Source organism: Streptomyces sp. NPDC060184 (genome assembly GCF_042728795.1).
Classification (GTDB): Bacteria; Actinomycetota; Actinomycetes; order Streptomycetales; family Streptomycetaceae; genus Streptomyces.
Window position 1 is genome coordinate 14,584 of record NZ_JBHWYX010000060.1, and the last position, 17,095, is coordinate 31,678.

The window sequence follows — 17,095 nt, forward strand, 5'->3', positions numbered from 1 at the left end:
CACCGTCCGTCGTGGTGGCACATCACCATCGCAGAGCTGTTCAACAACACTGCGCGTCACCGCTCCACAAAAGTTGGACCAGAGCCCGTTCTCGCGGACATATCCAGCCACACCGCCCGAAACCGCCTGCGGCCCCTCACCGCCCTTGGACTCATCTGACAAACCCGGACATCAGATCGCCTCTCAAAGACCCTGGTCCCTTCAGTCCGTACGGAGTGCGGGCCCTCCTCTACCTCCAGCCGTTGAGGGAAACCTCCGGGCCTCCCGCCAGGTATCGGTGGAGGGCGCTTGAAGTGGTGTCCACGAACTCCTCGGGGATGGCGTCGGCGTCGACCCAGCGGACCTGGGCGTGCTTGCGGGGTTCGCGGTTCTCGGGTTCGCCGGTCCATTCCCCGGCGGCGAAGACGACCGTAAGGAAGCCGTTGGGGGACTCAACACCCCAGGCGCCGTGAATGATGTGGGCGACCTTGAGGGCCTCCGGCTTCACCGTGAGGCCGGTCTCCTCGTACAACTCGCGGACCGCGGTCTCGGTGATGGGCTCGCCCGGCTCGCTCTTGCCGACCGGCAAGTCCCACATCCCCTGGGCGAACTTGGCGTTCTCGCTGCGCTGGAGGAGGACGACGCGGTTGGTGGCCTTGTCGTGGACGATAACGGCCGCGACGAGCAACGTCATCGAGTCGAGCGCCGGCTTGAGGGCCGGGGGGCGGTGGTCGGTCTGCTGAGCCACGGGGTTCCCTTCGTCGGGATGGTTGTTGGGCATGTTAGGCGAGGGCCTCGCGGGCTCGGCGGGCGAGATCTGCGGCGCCGGGAACGCGGCGGCGCTGGTAGATCGCGAGCGTGGAGCGGATCGAGGTGATCGCCTTGCGGGTACGGTCGGAAGTCATGCCCTCCATGAGGACCAGGGCCTGGGTCCAGGCCGCGACAGCTTCATCGGCTCGGGCCTGGGCGGCGAGGCTGTCGCCCAGGTCGGCGTGGGTGAGGGCGTGGACGCGCTTGTACTTCTCCGGATCCCAGCGGGTGAGCGCGTCGCGGTGCTGTTGTTCCGTACCGATGTGGTCGGCGAGGTCGGTCAGCGTGCGGGCGGTGTGGCTTGAGACGGTGCCGGCGGCGGGGCCGCTGACGCGGGAGAAGCTGGGCTGGGGACCGTCTTCGCGCAGGAGCGCGTCTTCGGCGGCGAGGAGAGCTCGGGCGGCCCGTGGATTCTCGCCGACGGCTGCGTAGGCGCGGGCGTGGGTGATGTGGAGGAGCGCTTCCGTCTGGCCGTCGACGTGGCCGAGGCCACGGGTGAGGGCTCCCTCGACGAGGTCCACGCAGTGGTGGGGTTGCTTGAGGCTGAGGGACTGGTGGGCGAGGGCGCGCATCATCCATGCGGCGTGGCCGTGAGGGTCGGCTTCGCAGGCGAGTTGGTAGCCGACCTGGTAGTAGCGCTGGGCAGCGCCTTCGTGTCCAAGGTCGTGGTGCTTCCACCCTGCGAGGTAGGCCAGTTCGGCGACAGCGCCGAAGGCGGCCTGACGTAAGGCTTCCGAGGAAAACCGTCCGCGCAGCATGGGGGCCGCCGTGTCGGCGAGGTACGCGGTGACCGTGGTCAGGCCGTGCCCGCCGCCGAGCCTCTCGTCGGCGGTGCTGAAGGCAGCCGTGATCTGCCGTACGACGTCGATGTCGTCGCTGCCGACGAGGGAGCTGGCGGTGCGGGCGCGGAGCATCCGCGAGGTGGCCTCGTGGTCGTGCTGGAGCGGCATGGCCACGCCGGCCGTGGTGAAGGCGGCGATGGCGAGGAAGCTTCGGCGTTCGACATCCGCGCGGCCGAGGTCGGTGACCGCGGTGACGGGGTCGGTGTCCGGTGGCGACTCCACGTCGGGCGAGTGCAGGCCGAGCTCGGTTCGGGTGACGACGCGTCCCAGCCGCCGGGAGAGAGCTTCGGCGAGGTACTGGCCTGCCCGGCCGGACGGCGCGCGGGCACCGCCCACCCAATGGGAGATGGCCGACTTGTTGGTCTGGAGCAGTTCGCCGTTCTCGGCCGCGATACGGCGTACGTCCTTGGCAAGCGCGTCGTACGTGCACCCGGCGGCGCTGATCGTGTCGCGCAGACGGGAGTTGGCGCTGGTCGGTGCCGACACCACCGCCTCCCATCCGGATCCGTAAACCGCGTATACCGCTTGGCCTCGGTCACACCGTACCCACTCTGCGTAGCGAACGGTTCACTTATCGACAGCCGCCCCACTCACGGCATCACGGGCCGGGCGGCCCCCAAGTTCCGTACACCCCAACGGGCTCGGGCATTCCTGTGCCCCGGTCCGGACGATCAGAGACGGAGACACGGTGACCACCATCGACACCGCGACCATCACGGTCGAGCTGCCCGACGCCTTCGACCCGCGCTGGAACCGCCTGCCCGGCATCCAGGTCGACGGCCGGCGCATCACCATCGACCCGGCCGAGTACTTCTTCCGCTTCGAGTCCAACACCTGGCTCATCGCCGACTGGGAGCTGGTCAAGGCCCAGCTCCTCGACGTGGACGAGACCACCGAGAGCGCCGTCGAGCAGCTCGCGCTCGACTTCGTCAAGCAGCACAGCGAGTCCACCTCCGACGCCGCCCGCGTGCTGGCGACGGCGTACGGGGTGTACGCGTACCTCTTCCGCGAGGAGCACCTGGCCGGCCTCGGCCTCCCGCAGATCACCACCGACCACCTGCGCATGCTGCGTGAGGCGGCCACGCTGATGGCGCTCAACAAGGTCGAGCTGGACGGGCACATCTCCAACGTCGGCCCGTGCTGGTTCTTTCCCGCCGCCACCTCCGTCGTCTTCGACCTGGACGAGGCGACGGGCGGAATGCTGGACGAGGTCTACCACGGCGGCTGGTTCAACGAGCACCGCCGGATCGAGTCCATCAAGGCCCACGCCGCGCTCGGCGGCCGACTCGTGCACGGCTGCCAGTCCGTGCCGGACCAGTCCGGCGGCGTCGTCGCGCCCTACGGTGCCTCGATGGCCAACTTCCGTGACGACCTGGCCGAGTTCAAGGCGGGCTGGATCGAGCAGGTCTACGCCCACCGCGTGACCGCAGCCGAGTAACCCCACCCCAGTACGGCTCCGGGGCGGGCCAGCTCGCGCGCGCCCGCCCCGGAGCCCACCAGTCCCCTGGAGACCTCATGGACCAGAGCCTGTCCGCCACCCTGCTGAACGACCTGTGCACCCTCGTCGGCAAGCCCCTCCCCCACCGTGCCGAGATTCGCGTCTGGGGCATGTCCGGCGTCGAACGCGTCACCTTCCCCGACGGCACCACGGCCGTCTTCAAGTACGCCAAGGAACCCTTCGACCGCGAGGCCCAGGCCCTGCGATTGGCCTACGAGCGACGGCTCCCGGTACCGGCGCTCCACGCAACCGCCGTGCGGGGCAAGTGGCTCGGAATGTTCATGGACGACCTCGGCACTCCCGTACGGGACGCAGATGACCTCGACGGTGTCGCCGCCGCCGTGATGCTCCATGCCGCACGCCCGGCGGGCGGTCTGCCGCTCCTCGACGGAGCGGGCCTCGCAGCTCTGCCCGGCCGAGCCCTCGATCACCTCGGGCGGCTGCGGAAAGCCGACCGGTGGACGGACTGCGACGACATCGAGACCGCGCTGGGAAAGATCTCCGCAGCGGCCGAGGCCCGTGCACAGGGGGCGACGCTCGACCCGTTCGGATGGGTCCACTCCGAGTTCCACCCCACGAGCCTCCACATCGGAGAACGCGGCTGGCACCTTCTCGACTTCGCCCGCGCCTTCACCGGACCCGGTCTGATCGACCTCGCCTCCTACCACGGCACCACCGACGTACCGAGCCCCTTCCGCATGCGGGTGTTCCTGGAGCAGTACGTCACCGCGGGCGGTCATGAGGACGCCCTCGCCGCCCGGGGCGGCCTGACCGCCGAGGCATGGGCCCTGGGCTGGCACCGCATGTGGGCCGTGGAGTGGTTCATGGAGCAGGCCATCCGCTGGATCGACGACCCGGTCAAGGACCCCGCGTACATCCCCGTCGTCCGCCGCCACCTGAACGACGTGGTCCGACTCCTGGAGGTCTAAGTGCTCGCTCAGATCTCCCCCTGGTACACCCACGCGGCCCAGCGCACAGCCGCCGCTCCCGCGCACGCCCTCACCGCACCGGCCCGGATGGAATGGACCACCCACGCCGGCATCGGTCCCGGCGCCGAGATCCTGGGCCGGGACCTGTGTGGCAAACGCGTCCTGGAGCTGGGCTGCGGCCCCGGCCACAACGTGGCCCACCTCGCGAAGCACCACCGGGCCCGCGTCACCGGCGTGGACCTGGTCGGCCTCCAGGTACGCCGGGCCCGCTCCCACTACGGCCACATCGACGGTGCCACGTTTACTGCCGGTCACGCACTGCGCCACCTGCAGGGCACCGGCCAGACCTTCGACGCGATCTACTCCGTCTTCGGCGCCGTCGGCCTCGTCGCCCCCGAACTCCTCCTCACCGCTGTTTCCCGACGCCTGAAGCCTGACGCTGTGCTGGCCTTCTCCGTCCCTCACCCGGCACGGGCCGGAAGACATCCGTCCACGGACGACCGTCCGCGCGAGGACTACGTCAGCATGCCCGACCGCACCCGACTGCCCCTCGCCCGATGGGAGTTCAGCGCCCGCCGCTGGGACGCCCACCTCTCCCGGACCGGCCTGCGCATCACATCGGTTTTGGAGCTGCGGCACCCACGCCGCGACCCGTGGCCCACCACCCTCCTGATCACCGCCCGCAAACGCTGACTGCCGGAGGCACCGATGACCCTGCCCTACCTGCTCCTCGACATCGACGGCGTCCTCATCCCGTTCCCGGCCGCCGACGGCAGCATCCCGCCCACCCACGTCCGCCACACCGTCCTGCCCACCGACCGACACCCCGACGACCCCGTGCCCATCTGGCTCGACCCGAACCAGGGCCGCATTCTCACCGAGCTCCTGACCAGCGGACTCGTCACCCCCGTGTGGTGCACGAGCTGGCGCGGGGACGCCACCACGATCATCGGCCCTCTCCTGGGGTTGGCCGACTTCCCCCACCTCGACCTGCCGCGCCCTCAGATCACCACCAGCCACCCCGACGGCTACCTCTGGAAACGCGACCACGTCGACACCTGGCTCGGCAGAGCTCCCGCCGTCTGGATCGACGACGACTTCACCAGCCTCGACCACGGCTGGGCGGCGGAACGAACCGACGAAGGAGCGCCGACCCTCCTCGTTCAGCCCGACCCGCGTATCGGGCTGCGACCCGAGCATCTGACCGACCTCACGACATGGGCGACGCAGTTACCCACAGCCCGCGACGTCCGACGACTGTGCCCACGCTGTGGCGAACAGCGGGGCAACGGGGTGTTGCTCGTCCCGTGTGATCCGTCTGCGGTCTGTGGCAGGGATCAGCACCGCTGATGTGGCGGAGTCGGGCGGGGCCGAAAGCACCGCACCCGGCCCACCATGGACGCCGTGTTCGGCGTCCTGCGGACCGGGTGCGAGGGGGGTGGGCGACGCGGCCCGCGAGAACTCGCGGATCGGACGCCCGACCTGAGATCAGGCCTTCTTGGTCTCCCAGAAGATCTTGTCGATCTCGGCGATCAGGTCCAGAGCCTTCTGGCCCGTGGCCGGGTCGTTCGACGCCTTGGCGGCGGAGAGCGCCTTCAGGGTGTCGTTGACCAGCTGGTGCAGCTGGGGGTACTTCTCGAAGTGCGGGGCCTTGAAGTAGTCGCTCCAGAGCACGGAGACGTGGTGCTTCGCGAGCTCCGCACGCTGTTCCTTGATCAGGACCGAGCGGGTGCGGAAGTCCGCGTCCTCGTTGGCCTGGTACTTCTCCTGGACGGCCTTGACGGACTCCGCCTCGATGCGGGCCTGGGCCGGGTCGTACACACCGCAGGGCAGGTCGCAGTGGGCGCTGACCTTCACCTTGGGGGCAAACAGGCGGGAGAGCATGGAGCTGTCCTTCCTCGTGATCGTCTTCTCAGGTGGGACATTACTCCGTGGAGCACCTGTTTCAGCGAGTGCCCCCATGGGCTTAGGTCAAAAGTCCGGGGTGAGGATGAGGGCCCGGGGCCGAATGTACGAGCGGCGCGCGAGGCGCTGTACTGGAGGCGGACGAACGGGGCGGACGAACGGACCGGGGAGGTAGCGGAGATGGCGGAGCCGGCGCAGGGGCCCGGGGACGGGCGGACGGCAGGGGTGCGGTTCCAGGTCGTGGAGGTGACGGGGCCTTCGATGGTGCCGACGCTGTATCACGGTGACCGGCTCCTCGTGCGGTACGGGGCGCCGGTGCGGCCGGGGGACGTGGTGATTCTGCGCCACCCCTTCCAGCAGGACCTGCTGGTGGTGAAGCGGGCCACCGAGCGCCGTCCCGGCGGCTGGTGGGTGCTGGCGGACAACACGTTCGCGGGCGGGGACAGCACGGTGTACGGGACGGTCCCGGAGGATCTGGTCCTCGCCCGGGCGCAGCTGCGGTTCCGGCCGTTGCGGAAGGATCAGCGGTCGCCGCTGGCGGTGCTGGGCTGGGTGGCCTCGGCGGTGCGGCCGTTGTCGGCGGACCGGTCGGCCTCCAGGCGTTTGCGGGCCCGGTAGGCGGCCACGTTGGCGCGGGTGGCGCAGCGGTCGGAGCAGTACCGCCGCGACCGGTTGGTGGAGGTGTCCAGGTAGGCGTTGCGGCACGGCGGTGCTTCGCAGAGGCCCAGCCGGTCCACCCCGTGGGTGGTGAGGTGGAAGGCGAGCCCCATGGCGGCGATGGCGGCGTACCCGGCGGTGGCGTTGGACGGGTGGTCCGCCAGGTGCATGTGCCAGTCCGGCTTTCCGGTGCTGTCCAGGGTGTCGTGGCCGGAGATCTGCGGGCTGACGGGGAACTCCAGCAGCAGGGAGTTCAGCAGGTCGACAGCGAGGGTCTCGTCGCCGCCGTCCGCGGCCTCGAAGACGGCGCGCAGCCGGCCCCGTACGGAACGGAAGCGGGTCACGTCGGCGTCGGTCGCCCGACGGGCCGCCTGCGCATTCCCGGCGAAGAGCCCGCGGACGGCGTCGACCGAGGTGAGCGCGTCCTTGTTGCGGGCCGGCTCCTCGGTGTTGACCAGACGCACGGCGTAGTCCGAGTAATAGGCCAGTTCCACTTGTCGTCCTTACGGCGTGGGTCTAAAGTTCCCTACAACCAGCAGTGTAATGGTCCATCACGCAAATTGGGTATTACATCAGAGGTGAGGGTTCACATGACGGACTCCGAGGTGACGGGCTCGGCGGCGGGCACCGACTGGCGTTCCTGGCAGCGGAGCTGGGACCGCCAGCAGGAGTGGTACATGCCGGACCGCGAGGAACGCTTCCGGATCATGCTCGACATGGTCGAGGCCCTGGTCGGCCCCGAGCCGAGCGTGCTCGACCTCGCGTGCGGTACGGGAAGTATTACGGACCGGCTGCTCCGCAGGTTCCCGAAGGCCACCAGTACCGGCGTGGACCTCGACCCCGCGCTCCTCGCCATCGCCCGCGGCACCTTCGACGGCGACGACCGGGTCACCCTGGTCACCGCCGACCTCAAGGACCCCGCGTGGACGGCGGCGCTCCCCCGTACCTCCTTCGACGCGGTGCTCACGGCCACCGCGCTCCACTGGTTCCACCGTGAGCCGCTCACCACGCTCTACGGGCAGGTCGCCGGACTGGTCCGGGGCGGCGGGGTGTTCATGAACGCGGACCACATGACCGACGCGTCCACACCCCGCATCGACGCGGCCGAACGCGCCCACCGGCACGCCGGGATGGAGCGGGCCAGGGCGGCGGGCGCGCTCGACTGGTCCGCGTGGTGGGGCGAGGCCGCGAAGGACCCGGCCCTCGCGGGACCGACCGCCGAGCGGTTCGCGATCTACGGCGAGCACGCCGACGGGGAGGCGCCCTCGGCGGACTGGCACGCCCGTACGCTGCGCGCGTCCGGGTTCGGCGAGGCGCGGACGGTCTGGGCCTCGCCCTCCGACGCGGTGGTGCTGGCGCTGAAGTGACGGCGCCGGGCGGCGGGGGCGGTACGGGAGGGTTCCGTACCGCCCCCGCCGCCGCGTCCCGGCACCCGGACCCCGGCGGCATCCCCGGGACCCGGCCCCCGGCATCCCGCACCCCGCACCTCGGCAGCCCGTCCCCACCCCCGCCCCGCCCCGCCGCCGAACACGTCCCCGATCCGTCGCCTCCGGCCGCAACCTCCGTCGCGGTCCGGCGCACTGGAAGGGGTGAGACGGTCCGCGCCCGCGGACCTGGAGAGGGGCGGGGAATGCGGACGGACGAGGATGCCGCGCTGCACGCCTTCGTGGAGGGCCGACGCACCGCGCTGTTCCGCAGCGCCTATCTGCTGTGCGGCGACCGGCACGAGGCCGAGGACCTGGTGCAGACGGCGCTCGTGAAGGTGGTGGTCGGCGGCCGGCGGCACGGGCGGCTCGACAACATCGAGGCGTACGCGCGCAAGACGCTGGTCAACACCTTCATCGCGTCCCGCCGCAGGTTCTGGCGGCGGGAGCAGCCCTTCGGCGAGTTGCCCGACCGCGCGGCCGGCCAGCAGGACAGCGACACCGGCCTCCAGGTCCGGGCGGCACTCGCCCGGCTCACGGCCAAGCAGCGCGCGGTTCTGGTCCTCCGTTACTGGGAGGACCTCAGCGTCGAGGCCACGGCGGACCTGCTCGGAATGCGGCAGAACACGGTCAAGAGCCACGCGGCTCGGGGATTGGCGGCGCTGCGCGCCGAGATGACGGAGGAATTGGTGTGAGCGAGGACGTGAAGAACTTGCTGGAGAAGGCCGCGGCGGACGCCGGCCGGCCGGTGTTGTCGACGGAGGCGGTGTACGCGGGCGCGGCCCGGGTGCGGTTCCGCCGGCGGGCGGCGGTCTCGTGCGCGGCCCTCGCGGTCGTGGCGGCGGGGGCGGTCGGCATCCCCCGGCTGAACCAGGACGGCGCGACCCCGCTGGAGCGGGTCTCGGTCGCGGCGTCCGCCACGTCCGGCACGGACAGGGCGAGCCGGGTGACGGCGTTGCTGCCTTCCGGCGTGGGCAGGCTGGAGGAGGTCTCGCTGGTCTCGCTCATCAAGCACGTGAAGCCCGACTCGGTCGAGCAGCACCGGATCGGTCCCCTGGACGGGGATTACGCGGTCCACGAGGACGGCGGGGTGGGCTATCTGACCTTCCAGCTCCGGAGCGCGAAGGAGCTCGCCGCGAAGAGCGGCGACGGCGTGCCGCTCGCCGAGCAGGACCTGTGCAAGGTCAACGGCAAGGAGCCGAAGCGCGCCGACTGCGTGCGCGAGGTGCTGCCGGACGGGCGGGTCCTCACCACGTGGAGCGACGCGATGGACTACGGGGAAGGGACACCCCAGTGGGGTCCGGAGATCGACGGGCAGCTGGTCCTGACGGACGGCAGCGCTCTGATGCTCCGTTCCAGCACCGGCTTCGAGGCCAAGGGGGCGCAGGGCCCGCTGCTGAAGGCTCCGCCGCTCACCGCCGCGCAGGTCCGTGAGCTGATGCAGCGTCCGGAGCTGCTGCCGGGGAAGTGACCTGTGCGCGCCTCGGGGCTGTGGCGGAAGACCTCCACCGCCCCGAGGCGCGCCCGCCTACAGCACCTTGGAGAGGAACGCCTGGGTCCGCTCGTGTCGCGGGTTCGTCAGCACGTCCCGCGGGTGACCGGACTCGACGACCACGCCGTCGTCCATGAAGACGAGTGCGTCGCCGACCTCGCGGGCGAAGCCCATCTCGTGGGTGACGACGATCATCGTCATGCCCTCCTCGGCCAGTCCGCGCATGACGTCCAGGACGTCGCCGACCAGTTCGGGGTCGAGCGCCGAGGTGGGCTCGTCGAAGAGCATCAGCTTGGGTTCCATGGCCAGGGCGCGGGCGATGGCGACCCGCTGCTGCTGTCCGCCGGAGAGCTGCGAGGGGAAGTTGCCCGCCTTGTCGGACAGGCCGACCCGGTCGAGCAGCCGCTCCGCGCGCTCGCGGGCGACGGCACGGGGCAGGTTCAGCACCTGTACCGGGGCTTCCATGACGTTCTCGACGGCCGTCATGTGGGGAAACAGGTTGAAGCGCTGGAAGACCATGCCGATGTCCCGGCGCCGCAGGGCGACTTCGCTGTCCCTGAGCTCGTACAGCTTGCCGCCGTGTTCGCGGTAGCCGACGAGTTCGCCGTCGACGGAGAGCCGTCCGGCGTTGATCTTCTCCAGGTGGTTGATGCACCGCAGGAAGGTCGACTTGCCGGAACCGGAGGGTCCGATCAGGCAGAAGACCTCCCCGGGGGCGACCTCCAGGTCGATGCCCTTGAGGACGTGCGCGGCGCCGTAGGACTTGTGGACGCCCTCGGCTTTCACCATGGCGGTCATGCGACGCCTCCCTTGGGACGGCTCAGGGACAGCACGTTGGCCTTGACCCTCTGGAACGGGGTGGGCGGGAGGCTGCGGCTCGACCCGCGGGCGAAGTGGCGCTCCAGGTAGTACTGGCCGACGCTCAGCACCGAGGTCGCCACCATGTACCAGACCGCCGCGAGGAAGAGCATCTCCACGGTGGCGCCGGAGGACTGGGCGACGTTCTGGGTGGAGCGCAGCAGTTCGCCGTACTGGACGGCGACCGCGAGCGAGGAGGTCTTGAGCATGTTGATGACCTCGTTGCCCGTGGGCGGCACGATGACGCGCATCGCCTGCGGGACGACGATCCGGCTCAGCGTCCTGCCGTGGGTCATGCCCAGCGCGTGCGCCGCCTCGGTCTGGCCCTCGTCGACGGACTGGAGGCCGGCGCGGCAGATCTCGGCCATGTAGGCGGCCTCGTTGAGGCCGAGGCCGAGCAGCGCGCAGAGGAACGGGGTCATGAAGGACGACCACTCGTCCTTGTAGATCGGCCCGAGGTCGATGTACTTGAAGACGAGGCCGAGGTTGAACCAGACGAGCAGCTGTACGTAGACCGGGGTGCCGCGGAAGAACCAGATGTACCCCCAGGCGACGGACGAGGTCACCGGGTTCTTGGAGAGCCGCATCACCGCGAGCACGACGCCGAGGACGATGCCGATCACCATGGCCAGCAGGGTGATGGCGACGGTGTTACGGACGCCTTCGAGGATCTGGGCGTTGAAGAAGTAGTCCGGTATCGCGCCCCAGTTGATGTCGCCCTGGGAGAAGGCGTAGACGAGGGCGGCGAGCAGGCCGAGGACCACGATCGCGGCGACGTACCGGCCGTAGTGGCGTACCGGGACGGCCTTGATCGGCTCGGGCCCGGCAGCCGGAGCCGGCGGGGTGGCCGCGGGCTCCGTCTTGTCGATGTCAGTCACTGTGGTTGCCTTCCAGCGCCGGATTCCGGTCAGGATCCGCCGTTGATCTTGGACTCGGTGACCGCGCCCGCGTCCACGCCCCACTTGGTGATGACCTTCTGGTACGTGCCGTCCTTGATGATCGCGTCCAGAGCCGCCTGGATGGCCTTGGTGAGCTCGTCGTTGCCCTTGGCGACGGCGATGCCGTACGGGGCCGCCTCGACCTGCTCGCCGACGAGCTGGAAGTCCTTGCCGCCGCCGGAGGTCTTGACCGCGTAGGCGGCGACCGGGAAGTCGGAGGAGCCGGCGTCGGCGCCGCCGGCGCGCAGCCGGGTCTGGGCCTCCAGGTCGTTGTCGAACGCCTCGATGGAGATCGCGCCCTTGGCGCCGCACTTGGCGCTCTCGGCCTTGGCGAGGTCGTGGGAGACGGTGCCGCGCTGGACGACCATCTTCTTGCCGCAGAGGTCGGACCAGGTGGTGATCCCCTTGTCGTCGCCCTTCCGCGTGTAGATGGAGACGCCCGCGGTGAAGTAGTCGACGAAGTCGACGCCTTCGCCGACCTTCTTGTTCGTCTCGGGGTCGACGCCGTCCTGGCGGTTCTTGGTGTCGGTCATGGCCGACATGGCCAGGTCGTAGCGCTTCGAACGCAGACCCGTGAGCAGGGTGTCGAAGGTGCCGTTCTGGAAGACGAACTTCACCCCGAGCTGCTTGCCCATCGCGTCGGCGAGGTCGGGGTCGATACCGATGGTCTTGCCGTCGTCGCCCTTGAACTCGACCGGCGGGTAGGCGATGTCGGAGCCGACCTTGATCTCGCCCTTCTCCCGGATCGACTTGGGCAGGAGGTCGACGAGCGGGGCGGAGGAGTCCGCCTTGTCCGAGGAGCCGGTCTGGTCACCGCAGCCGGTCAGGATCAGCGCGCCGGCGACCGCGAGGGAGCCCACCGCAGCCAGACGGGACATGGCGGGCGTACAGCGGATGGTGCGAGCGGTCATGGTCGGAGTCCTCCGGCGGTGAGGGAGTGTCAAAAAGAAAGGGGCGTAAGAACGCATCTTCGAGTCCCGACACCCCGAGCGATTAGGGCATCTTGCCATCCGGAATAGCCCATTCAGGGGTCCAGCCATGTCAAAATCGGGTAACGGGCGACCCCCGAATCCCCAGAGGCCCGCCGAGCGGAACCGGACCATCTGTGGGAATTTCACCGTGAGACCGGAGAATCTCCGGAACGGCCGGATCGGCCCGGCGACTCGTGTGCCGTACAACGGATTTGACGCCGAGCGCGTCCGCCGTACGGACTTGTCACACCATTCGCCCATGAACCGTGTCACCGGGTCGAAAGAGACTCGTGCACGGCGGGCCCGGTCCGGTAAGAAAGACCTTTACACCCCTCATCCGGGGACCAGGACGCGTGTGCGGCGCGTCCGCGCGTACGAACCCTCCCTGCCGAGGCGGTCCAACCGCCGGCGCGGGGACGTACGCGGTGCCCACCCACCCCTCCTCGACCAGGAGCGGCAACCCTCAGACGATGAAGACTTAAGGGGTCAGACAGCATGGCAGCGGAGATCGTCAACCCTCTCAACCACAGCACCGCCGGCGGCCCGGCCGCAGAGTCGAACACGGCCGACGAGCCCTTCGACCCGGCCTTCGCGCTCCACCGCGGCGGGAAGATGGCCGTGCAGGCCACCGTGCCGATCCGCGACAAGGACGACCTGTCCCTCGCCTACACGCCCGGCGTCGCCAAGGTGTGCAGCGCCATCGCGGAGAACCCGGAGCTCGTCCACGACTACACCTGGAAGTCGCAGGTCGTGGCGGTCGTCACGGACGGCACGGCCGTCCTCGGTCTCGGGGACATCGGCCCCGAGGCGTCCCTCCCGGTGATGGAGGGCAAGGCCATCCTCTTCAAGCAGTTCGGCGGTGTGGACGCGGTGCCGATCGCGCTCGCCACCACCGACACGGACGAGATCGTGGAGACCGTCGTCCGGCTCGCGCCCTCCTTCGGCGGGGTCAACCTGGAGGACATCTCGGCGCCCCGCTGCTTCGAGATCGAGCGCAGGCTCCAGGAGCGGCTGGACATCCCGGTCTTCCACGACGACCAGCACGGCACCGCCGTGGTGACGCTGGCGGCCCTGCGCAACGCGGCGAAGCTCTCCGGCCGGACCCTGGGCGACCTGCGCGGGGTCATCTCCGGTGCGGGCGCGGCCGGTGTCGCCATCGCGAAGTTCCTGCTGGAGGCGGGCATCGGCGACATCGCCGTCGCCGACCGCAAGGGCGTCGTCAGCCGGGACCGCGAGGACCTCAGCGAGGTCAAGCGGGAGATCGCCGAGCTCACCAACAAGGCGGGCATCTCCGGCCCGTTGGAGGACGCGCTGGCCGGCGCGGACGTCTTCATCGGTGTCTCCGGCGGTACGGTCCCCGAGCCGGCCGTCGCCTCGATGGCCCCGGGCGCGTACGTCTTCGCCATGGCCAACCCGAACCCCGAGGTCCACCCGGACATCGCGCACAAGTACGCGTCGGTCGTGGCCACCGGGCGCTCGGACTACCCGAACCAGATCAACAACGTGCTGGCCTTCCCCGGCATCTTCGCGGGCGCGCTCCAGGTCCGGGCCTCCCGGATCACCGAGGGCATGAAGATCGCCGCGGCGAACGCGCTGGCCGACGTGGTCGGCGACGAGCTGGCCGCGGACTACGTGATCCCGTCGCCGTTCGACGAGCGGGTGGCCCCGGCGGTGACGGCCGCGGTCGCCGCCGCCGCGCGCGCCGAGGGCGTCGCCCGGCGCTGACGCCCGACGCCGCGTTCCGACGCGAGGAGACCCGCTCCCCCGCATGGCGGGGAGCGGGTCTCCCCACGGACGAGGGACGGTCAGTGGCTGCGGCGGGTGACGAACTCCGCGAGGGAGAGCAGGTCCCCGGCCGCCGCCAGGTCGGGCACGGCCCGGGAGAGGTGGTGGACGGCCCGGGCCATCCGGTCGGCCGCCGTGGCCTGCGCCCAGTCGCGCCCGCCCGCCCGCTCCACCGCGTCGGCGGCCCGGCGCACCGCGTCCGGTGCGCCGAGGGGGCCCGCGTAGAGGGCGGCGAGGTCGGCCGCCGCCGGGGTTCCCGAGGTGAGCGCGGCCACCACGGGCAGGGACTTCTTGTGGGCGGTGAGGTCCGCGCCGGCCGGTTTGCCGGTGCGGGCCGGGTCGCCCCAGATGCCGATCAGGTCGTCGATGAGCTGGAACGAGATCCCCGACTCCCGGCCGAAGCCGTCCATCGCGCCGACCGACCGGTCCGAGGCGCCCGCGTAGAGGGCACCGACCGCACAGGCGCAGCCGAGCAGGGCGCCGGTCTTGGCCATGGCCATGGTGAGGCACTCGTCGAGGGTGACCTCCCGGGGGCCGCGTTCCTCGAAGGCGCAGTCGGCCTGCTGACCGGCGCACAGCTCGATGACGCAGGCGGTGAGCCGGGCCGCGGCGGGCCCCGAGGCGGGGTGGTCGTCGTCGGCGAGCAGCCGCAGGGCGAGGGCGAGCATGGCGTCGCCGGTGATGACGGCGTCCGGGACGCCGAACGCCGCCCAGGCGGTGGGCCGGTGGCGCCGGGTGGTGTCCTCGTCGATGACGTCGTCGTGGAGCAGGGTGAAGTTGTGCACGAGTTCGACGGCCACGGCGGCGCGCACCGCGCGTTTTGGGTCGCCACCCAGCGCGCGGACCGCCGCCAGCACCAGGGCGGGTCTGATGGCCTTGCCCGCCGGGCCCGGGGCGGCACTGCCCTCGTCGCCCTCGGCGTCGGCCCAGCCGAAGTGGTACATCGCCACCCGGCGCATCCCGCCGGGCAGCGACTCCACCGCGGCGCGCAGGTGCGGGTCGACGACGGCCCGGGTCCGCTCCAGGAGCGCGGCGGCCTCGGAGCCCTCGGTCGCGGCGTCCGTACTCGTCATGGTCACGGTCACTCCCTCTGTCGCGGGTGAACCCCCGGTCCGGTTCGTCCGTGGGCCGGGGGTGCGGGGTCGTACACGCCGTGCGGCTCGTACGCGCGGGTGCGAGGCCGTACGGGCGGTGCGGCTCGTACGCGCGGGTGCGGGGTCGTACGGGCGGTGCGGGCTCGTACGGGGCGGTGCGGTGGCGCGGGCACGGGTGAGGGCCCCGGGGCCGTGCCGTGTCCGACGATGCGCGCCGCCCCGCCCGGCGGGAACGGTCGGACACGGCCCGGCTCCGGGGCCCACCGCCGGCCGGGTTCGCGCGCCCCGTCCGTCAGGTGCCGCCCGGCCCGCTCTCCGGGCGGACGACGCCGCGTCCGGAACACGCCCCGGCCGTCAGTGCCAGCGGCTGACCTCCACGTTCTCCAGGACCCCGAGGGCGTCCGGGACGAGGACGGCGGCGGAGTAGTAGGCCGTGACCAGGTACGAGATGATCGCCTGCTCGTCGATGCCCATGAAGCGGACGGAGAGGCTCGGCTCGATCTCGTCCGGGATGCCGGTCTGGTGGAGGCCGATGACGCCCTGTTCGGCCTCGCCGGTCCTCATGCAGATGATGGAGGTCGTGCGGGCCTCGGTGACCGGAATCTTGTTCGACGGGAAGATCGGCACCCCGCGCCAGGCCGGCACGTGGTGCCCGCCGACGTCCACGCTCTCGGGGACGAGTCCGCGCCGGTTGCACTCGCGGCCGAAGGCGGCGATGGCGCGGGGGTGGGCGAGGAAGAGCTTCGATCCGCGCCGCCGGGAGAGGAGTTCGTCCATGTCGTCGGGGCTGGGCACCCCGGCGTGCGGCTGGAGCCGCTGGCCGTAGTCGCAGTTGTGGAGGAGACCGAACTCCCGGTTGTTGATGAGCTCGTGCTCCTGGCGCTCGCGGAGCGCCTCGACCGTGAGCCGCAACTGCTGCTCGGTCTGGTTCATCGGCTGGTTGTACAGGTCCGCGACGCGGCTGTGCACCTTCAGCACGGTCTGGGCGACGCTGAGTTCGTACTCGCGGGGCGCCGCCTCGTAGTCCACGAAGGTGTGCGGGACGACGGCTTCGCCGACGTGTCCCGCGGAGAGGTCGATCGCCGCTTCGCCGTAGTTGTTGGTCCGCTGCTGCGGGATGGCGAGCAGTCCGGCGAGGTGGTCGCGGAGGGTGTCGACCCGTTCGGCGAGGTTGAGCACGTCGGCGCGGCTCAGGGTCAGCAGGGTGCAGGCGGTGGCCGCGCGGGTGGTGAACTCCCACTGCGCGTCGCCCTCCACCAGGGAGTGGTCGCCGAAGTAGGAGCCGTCCGCGAGGACTCCGAGGACCGTCTCGTCCCCGTAGGGGCCCGTGCCGATCTTCTCGACCCGGCCGTGCGCCAGCAGGTAGACCCGGTCCGCCGCGTCGCCCGAGGCCGCGATGACCTCCCCGGCGGCCACGTTCCGCTGCTCGCAGCGGCGGGCCAGCTCGGCGAGCGCCTCCTCGTCCGTGTACTCGCGCAGCGCGGGCAGTTCGCCGAGCTCCGCGGGGATGACGGCGACCCGGTCGCCCGTCTGCACGAAGGTCACCCGCCCGTCCCCGACCGAGTAGCTGAGCCGACGGTTCACCCGGTACGTGCCGCCCTGTACCTGCACCCACGGCAGCGTCTTCAGCAGCCACCGGGAGGTGATCTCCTGCATCTGCGGCGCGGACTTGGTGGTCGTCGCGAGGTTCCTCGCAGCGGCCGTACCGAGACTCTGCTGCGGCGGGCCCTGCGTGTCGCGAACCTCTTCACCAACGGACATCTGTCGGGTCCTCTCGATCATGGACTGAACTGCGTGAAGAAGCCTTTCAGCACGGAGTGTCGCTACGCCATTACACAAAAGAGTGCGACTGAACATGCTTCGATCGGGGCAGTGGGGCTCGTCGGCGTCCGTCGCGTTCGATAACTTGCATC

General features: G+C 70.7%; 18 protein-coding genes. 9 read left to right on the forward strand and 9 right to left on the reverse strand.

Annotated elements, in window-relative coordinates; all coding sequences use genetic code 11:
• Positions 1–229: 229 nt before the first annotated feature.
• Complete coding sequence (locus ACFWEE_RS29355) at positions 230–760, reverse strand: NUDIX domain-containing protein (RefSeq protein ID WP_386893655.1); 531 nt, start codon at positions 758–760, stop codon at positions 230–232.
• A 1-nt stretch (position 761) separates the two neighbouring features.
• On the reverse strand, positions 762–2,117 hold the full coding sequence (locus ACFWEE_RS29360) for a tetratricopeptide repeat protein (protein WP_386893657.1): 1,356 nt from the start codon (positions 2,115–2,117) through the stop codon (positions 762–764).
• Positions 2,118–2,319: 202 nt separating this feature from the next.
• On the opposite strand from ACFWEE_RS29360, the gene ACFWEE_RS29365 reads away from it, so the two are divergent.
• The 4 genes from ACFWEE_RS29365 to ACFWEE_RS29380 all read left to right on the forward strand — a co-directional run bounded on the left by ACFWEE_RS29365 (position 2,320) and on the right by ACFWEE_RS29380 (position 5,408).
• Positions 2,320–3,069 carry a hypothetical protein gene (locus ACFWEE_RS29365; RefSeq protein WP_386893659.1) on the forward strand — a complete coding sequence of 250 codons (750 nt, stop codon included), beginning with the start codon at positions 2,320–2,322 and terminating at the stop codon, positions 3,067–3,069.
• 77 nt (positions 3,070–3,146) lie between these two features.
• On the forward strand, positions 3,147–4,058 hold the full coding sequence (locus ACFWEE_RS29370; protein ID WP_386893661.1) for an aminoglycoside phosphotransferase family protein: 912 nt from the start codon (positions 3,147–3,149) through the stop codon (positions 4,056–4,058).
• Positions 4,059–4,751 (forward strand): SAM-dependent methyltransferase, encoded by a 693-nt coding sequence (locus ACFWEE_RS29375; RefSeq protein ID WP_386893663.1) that lies wholly within the window; start codon positions 4,059–4,061, stop codon positions 4,749–4,751.
• Positions 4,752–4,766: 15 nt separating this feature from the next.
• The gene (locus ACFWEE_RS29380; protein WP_386893665.1) at positions 4,767–5,408 is read left to right on the forward strand and encodes an HAD domain-containing protein; all 642 of its coding nucleotides are present in this window, start codon (positions 4,767–4,769) and stop codon (positions 5,406–5,408) included.
• A gap of 138 nt (positions 5,409–5,546) precedes the next feature.
• Here the strand turns inward: ACFWEE_RS29380 and sodN are convergent, their stop codons facing one another.
• Complete coding sequence (sodN, locus tag ACFWEE_RS29385; RefSeq protein ID WP_266708992.1) at positions 5,547–5,942, reverse strand: superoxide dismutase, Ni; 396 nt, start codon at positions 5,940–5,942, stop codon at positions 5,547–5,549.
• Between the two features lie 201 nt (positions 5,943–6,143).
• Between sodN and sodX the strand changes: the two genes are divergently transcribed.
• Complete coding sequence (gene sodX / locus ACFWEE_RS29390; protein ID WP_386893667.1) at positions 6,144–6,581, forward strand: nickel-type superoxide dismutase maturation protease; 438 nt, start codon at positions 6,144–6,146, stop codon at positions 6,579–6,581.
• On the opposite strand, the gene ACFWEE_RS29395 is transcribed toward sodX, so the two are convergent.
• Positions 6,485–7,114 (reverse strand): CGNR zinc finger domain-containing protein, encoded by a 630-nt coding sequence (locus ACFWEE_RS29395; RefSeq protein WP_386893669.1) that lies wholly within the window; start codon positions 7,112–7,114, stop codon positions 6,485–6,487. The genes sodX and ACFWEE_RS29395 overlap by 97 nt on opposite strands.
• A 96-nt stretch (positions 7,115–7,210) precedes the next feature.
• Here ACFWEE_RS29395 and ACFWEE_RS29400 point away from each other — a divergent pair, with 96 nt between their 5' ends.
• From ACFWEE_RS29400 to ACFWEE_RS29410, 3 genes are all read left to right on the forward strand, one after another.
• A complete protein-coding gene (locus ACFWEE_RS29400; protein ID WP_386893671.1) occupies positions 7,211–7,987 on the forward strand; it encodes a class I SAM-dependent methyltransferase in 777 nt (258 codons plus the stop codon).
• A gap of 263 nt (positions 7,988–8,250) precedes the next feature.
• Positions 8,251–8,739: a SigE family RNA polymerase sigma factor gene (locus tag ACFWEE_RS29405; protein WP_386893673.1), complete on the forward strand. Its 489-nt coding sequence runs from the start codon at positions 8,251–8,253 to the stop codon at positions 8,737–8,739.
• Positions 8,736–9,515 carry a hypothetical protein gene (locus tag ACFWEE_RS29410; RefSeq protein WP_386893675.1) on the forward strand — a complete coding sequence of 260 codons (780 nt, stop codon included), beginning with the start codon at positions 8,736–8,738 and terminating at the stop codon, positions 9,513–9,515. The genes ACFWEE_RS29405 and ACFWEE_RS29410 overlap by 4 nt, the downstream gene beginning before the upstream one ends.
• A 57-nt stretch (positions 9,516–9,572) precedes the next feature.
• On the opposite strand, the gene ACFWEE_RS29415 is transcribed toward ACFWEE_RS29410, so the two are convergent.
• Genes ACFWEE_RS29415 through ACFWEE_RS29425 form a run of 3 tightly spaced genes read right to left on the reverse strand, consistent with a single transcriptional unit; the run spans position 9,573 to position 12,243 of the window.
• Complete coding sequence (locus ACFWEE_RS29415; RefSeq protein ID WP_386893677.1) at positions 9,573–10,334, reverse strand: amino acid ABC transporter ATP-binding protein; 762 nt, start codon at positions 10,332–10,334, stop codon at positions 9,573–9,575.
• The gene (locus ACFWEE_RS29420) at positions 10,331–11,272 is read right to left on the reverse strand and encodes an amino acid ABC transporter permease (RefSeq protein WP_386893679.1); all 942 of its coding nucleotides are present in this window, start codon (positions 11,270–11,272) and stop codon (positions 10,331–10,333) included. The genes ACFWEE_RS29415 and ACFWEE_RS29420 overlap by 4 nt, the downstream gene beginning before the upstream one ends.
• Positions 11,273–11,301: 29 nt before the next feature.
• Positions 11,302–12,243 (reverse strand): ABC transporter substrate-binding protein, encoded by a 942-nt coding sequence (locus ACFWEE_RS29425; protein WP_386893681.1) that lies wholly within the window; start codon positions 12,241–12,243, stop codon positions 11,302–11,304.
• A 555-nt stretch (positions 12,244–12,798) separates the two neighbouring features.
• On the opposite strand from ACFWEE_RS29425, the gene ACFWEE_RS29430 reads away from it, so the two are divergent.
• The gene (locus ACFWEE_RS29430) at positions 12,799–14,028 is read left to right on the forward strand and encodes an NADP-dependent malic enzyme (RefSeq protein ID WP_386893683.1); all 1,230 of its coding nucleotides are present in this window, start codon (positions 12,799–12,801) and stop codon (positions 14,026–14,028) included.
• 80 nt (positions 14,029–14,108) lie between these two features.
• Here the strand turns inward: ACFWEE_RS29430 and ACFWEE_RS29435 are convergent, their stop codons facing one another.
• Both ACFWEE_RS29435 and ACFWEE_RS29440 read right to left on the reverse strand, forming a co-directional pair.
• Positions 14,109–15,161, reverse strand: a complete 1,053-nt coding sequence (locus ACFWEE_RS29435; RefSeq protein WP_386893685.1) for a family 2 encapsulin nanocompartment cargo protein polyprenyl transferase — start codon at positions 15,159–15,161, stop codon at positions 14,109–14,111.
• Between the two features lie 375 nt (positions 15,162–15,536).
• A complete protein-coding gene (locus tag ACFWEE_RS29440; protein WP_386893687.1) occupies positions 15,537–16,943 on the reverse strand; it encodes a family 2B encapsulin nanocompartment shell protein in 1,407 nt (468 codons plus the stop codon).
• Positions 16,944–17,095 lie beyond the last annotated feature (152 nt).

Coding starts and splice junctions, on each gene's coding strand:
- ACFWEE_RS29355 (WP_386893655.1), bottom strand. CDS start 760: ATGCCCAACAACCATCCCGACGAAGGGAACCCCGTGGCTCAGCAGACC.
- ACFWEE_RS29370 (WP_386893661.1), top strand. CDS start 3,147: ATGGACCAGAGCCTGTCCGCCACCCTGCTGAACGACCTGTGCACCCTC.
- ACFWEE_RS29380 (WP_386893665.1), top strand. CDS start 4,767: ATGACCCTGCCCTACCTGCTCCTCGACATCGACGGCGTCCTCATCCCG.
- sodN (WP_266708992.1), bottom strand. CDS start 5,942: ATGCTCTCCCGCCTGTTTGCCCCCAAGGTGAAGGTCAGCGCCCACTGC.
- sodX (WP_386893667.1), top strand. CDS start 6,144: ATGGCGGAGCCGGCGCAGGGGCCCGGGGACGGGCGGACGGCAGGGGTG.
- ACFWEE_RS29400 (WP_386893671.1), top strand. CDS start 7,211: ATGACGGACTCCGAGGTGACGGGCTCGGCGGCGGGCACCGACTGGCGT.
- ACFWEE_RS29405 (WP_386893673.1), top strand. CDS start 8,251: ATGCGGACGGACGAGGATGCCGCGCTGCACGCCTTCGTGGAGGGCCGA.
- ACFWEE_RS29415 (WP_386893677.1), bottom strand. CDS start 10,334: ATGACCGCCATGGTGAAAGCCGAGGGCGTCCACAAGTCCTACGGCGCC.
- ACFWEE_RS29425 (WP_386893681.1), bottom strand. CDS start 12,243: ATGACCGCTCGCACCATCCGCTGTACGCCCGCCATGTCCCGTCTGGCT.
- ACFWEE_RS29430 (WP_386893683.1), top strand. CDS start 12,799: ATGGCAGCGGAGATCGTCAACCCTCTCAACCACAGCACCGCCGGCGGC.
- ACFWEE_RS29435 (WP_386893685.1), bottom strand. CDS start 15,161: ATGACGAGTACGGACGCCGCGACCGAGGGCTCCGAGGCCGCCGCGCTC.
- ACFWEE_RS29440 (WP_386893687.1), bottom strand. CDS start 16,943: ATGTCCGTTGGTGAAGAGGTTCGCGACACGCAGGGCCCGCCGCAGCAG.